2 protein-coding genes and 1 pseudogene are annotated in these 3,407 nt (G+C 65.2%); all 3 read left to right on the top strand.

Annotation, left to right across the window (positions count from 1 at the left end; all coding sequences use genetic code 11):
• Nucleotides 1–443 (top strand): glycosyltransferase (locus tag ACLFQI_RS12710; protein WP_410759859.1); only part of this gene is annotated, 443 nt, incomplete at its 5' end.
• A gap of 75 nt (nt 444–518) precedes the next feature.
• Complete coding sequence (locus tag ACLFQI_RS12705) at nt 519–2,426, top strand: XrtA/PEP-CTERM system amidotransferase (protein WP_410759857.1); 1,908 nt, start codon at nt 519–521, stop codon at nt 2,424–2,426.
• Between the two features lie 142 nt (nt 2,427–2,568).
• Nucleotides 2,569–3,407, top strand: a pseudogene (locus ACLFQI_RS12700) (phenylacetate--CoA ligase family protein); the annotation flags it as partial.

Genomic DNA, 3,407 nt, shown 5'->3' with positions numbered 1-3,407 from the left:
TGCTGCTGGTCGGAGACGGCCCATTGCGCGAAGCCGCCGCCGCGATCCTGGCCGAGGCCGGCGTGGCCGAGCAGGCCTGGCTGCCGGGATCGCGCGACGATGTGCCCGAGCTGATGCGCGCGATGGATCTGTTCGTGGTGCCCTCGCTGGCCGAGGGCATCTGTAATACCATCCTCGAAGCCATGGCCACCGGGCTGCCGGTGATCGCCACCGAGGTCGGCGGCAATCCGGATTTGGTGCAGCCTGGTGTCACCGGCAGCCTGGTGCCGGCAGGCGATCCCGAGGCGCTGGCGACGGCACTGGCCGACTATGTCAGCGATCCCGAGCGCCGCCAGCGCGAAGGCCAAGCCGCGCGCGCCCGGGCCGAGCGCGACTTCAGCCTGGCGGCCATGGTGCAGGGCTATCTGCGCGTCTATGCCAAGGCGCTGGGGCGGGCGCCATGACCGTGCATCGCCAGCGGTTGATCTTCCGGAGTGGCACCGCGCCATGAGTATGAGGACAGCAGTAGGTAACTAGTCATGTGCGGCATCACCGGTATCTTCGATCTGCGCGAGCGGCGTCCGATCGATCGCGCGCTGCTCGAAGCGATGAATCAGACCCAATTCCACCGCGGCCCGGACGAGGGCGGGGTGCATCTGGAACCGGGGCTCGGGCTGGCGCACCGCCGGCTGTCGATCATCGACCTCTCCAGCGGCCAGCAACCGCTGTTCAACGAGGACGAGAGCGTCGTCGTCACCTACAACGGCGAGATCTACAACTTCATCGCCTTGACCAGGGAACTCGAGCAGGCGGGTCATCGCTTCCGCACCCACTGCGATACCGAGGTCATCGTCCACGCCTGGGAGGAGTGGGGCGAGGCCTGCGTCGAGCGTTTTCGTGGCATGTTCGCCTTCGGCCTCTGGGATCGCAACCGCCAGACCCTGTTCCTGGCGCGCGATCGGCTCGGTATCAAGCCGCTCTACTACAGCCTGCTGCCCGATGGCCAGTTGCTCTTCGCCTCCGAACTCAAGGCGCTGATGGCGCATCCCGATCTGCCCCGGGCACTGGATTCGCAGGCGATCGAGGACTACTTCGCCTACGGCTATGTGCCCGAGCCGCGCAGCATCTTCCGCGCCGTACACAAGCTGCCGCCGGGGCAGGTGCTGAGCCTGCAACAGGGCCAGCGCGAGCTGCCGCCGCCGCGCGCCTATTGGGACGTGCCGTTCGACCCGCTGCCGCCGCTCGACGAGGCCAGCGCGATGCGGGAGCTGATCGAGCGCCTGCGCGAGGCGGTGCAGGTGCGCCAGGTCGCCGAGGTGCCGCTCGGCGCCTTTCTCTCCGGTGGCGTCGACTCCAGCGCGGTGGTGGCGATGATGGCCGGGCTCACGCGCGAGCCGGTGCGCACCTGCTCGATCGGCTTTGCCGATCCCGCCTATGACGAGTCGCGCTACGCCCAGCAGGTGGCGCAGCGCTACGCCACCAATCATTATCAGGAGCAGGTCGATAGCGACGATTTCGCGCTGCTCGACCGTCTCGGCGAACTCTACGACGAGCCCTTCGCCGACAGCTCGGCGCTACCGACCTACCGCGTCTGCGAGCTGGCCCGGCGCAAGGTGGTGGTGGCCCTGTCCGGCGATGGCGGCGATGAGAATCTCGCCGGCTATCGGCGGTACCGCCATCATCTGGCCGAGGACTGTCTGCGCCGCCCGCTGCCGCTGAATCTGCGCCGATCGCTGTTCGGCACGCTCGCGAATCTCTATCCCAAGGCCGATTGGGCGCCGCGCGTGTTTCGCGCCAAGGCGACCTTTCAGGCGCTCGCGCGTGATTCGGTGGAGGGGTATTTCCAGGGCGTCTCGATCCTGCGCGACGAATTACGCGCGCAGTTGTTCGCGCCGACTTTTCGGCGCGAACTGCAAGGCTACAATGCCGTCGAGCTGCTGCGCGAGCATGCCGCGCGCGCGCCGGTCAATGATTCCCTGTCGCTGGTGCAATATCTGGATCTCAAGACCTATCTGCCGGGCGACATCCTGACCAAGGTCGATCGCGCCAGCATGGCCCATGCGCTGGAGGTACGGGTGCCGATTCTGGATCATCCGCTGGTCGAATGGATCTCGGGCCTGCCGCCGACGTTGAAGATCCGCGACGGCGAGGGCAAGTATCTGCTCAAAAAAGCCATGCAGCCCTATCTGCCCAACGAGATTATGTATCGGCGCAAGAAAGGCTTTTCGGTGCCGGTAGCCGAATGGTTCCGAGGGCCGTTGCGGGAGCGGTTGCGCGAGCAGGTGTTGGGCGAGCGGATGCATGACTCGGGTTTGTTCGACATGGTGTTCCTTCAGCAACTCGTGGATCAGCATGTCGATGGCGCGCGCGATCATAGCCCGGCATTGTGGTCGCTGCTGATGTTCGATGGCTTCTTGAAGCGTCTCGACGTCAGCGCAGGGGCCTGATGCGATGCGCCTGAGCGAGCTTGCGGCTCGGCATCTGCTGCTTCCGCTGCACGAGCGGCTGCGCGGTCGGGACACGATTGCCCAGTGGCGCGCATTGCGCGCTCATGATCGACTGTCCTCAGAGTCCCTGGAAGCCGCGCGCTTGGCGAAATTACGCCGGCTCATCGTCCATTGTCAGCAACATGTGCCCTATTACCAGCGGGTTTTCGCGCAACTCGGCGACCTGAACCCGGCCCACTTCCAGATCGCCGATCTCGCGCGTCTGCCGATCCTGGAGCGGGCCACCTTGCGCGAGCGGGGCGATGAACTCACAGCCCAGGGTTGGCAAAAGCGGTTGATTCGCTATAGCACCGGCGGCTCCACTGGCGAGCCGTTGGTGTTCTATACCGACAGGCACCGCGAATCCTGCCTGAATGCGCAAAAACTGCGTGCGCGCACTTGGTTTGGCGTCATGCCCGGCGATCGGCAGGTCGATTTCTGGGGCTCGCCGATCGAACTCTCGCGGCAAAACCGGCTGCGTCGTCTCAAGGATCGCTGGCTGCTGAATCAGGTGGTGTTGTCGGCATCGAATCTCACCCTCGAGCGGATCGATGGCTACATCGGCGATCTGAACCGCTTTCGGCCGCGCCTGATCTATGGCTATCCGACCGTCATCTATCGCATTGCAAGCCGCATCCTGGAGACCGGCAAGGCCGACTCCCCGGGTGGCTCGCGTTGGGACCGCCAGTGGTCACCCAAGCTGATCGCCTGCACCTCCGAGATGCTGTTGCCGCACATGCGCGCGGTCATCGCCGAGGCCTTTGCCTGCCCGATCGCCAACGAATACGGCTCTCGGGATGGCGGCATGATCGCGCATGAATGCCCCGCAGGGCATCTGCACCTGTTCAGCGATCACGTGGTCGTCGAGGTCGATCGACCCGATGCCGAGGGGATGGGCGATCTGCTGATCACCAATCTCGATGGCTACGGCATGCCGTTCAT

Origin of the sequence: Halochromatium sp. (assembly GCF_046541315.1) — a bacterium.
GTDB lineage: Bacteria > Pseudomonadota > Gammaproteobacteria > Chromatiales > Chromatiaceae > Lamprobacter.
This window is presented reverse-complemented; position numbering and strand designations above follow the sequence as displayed.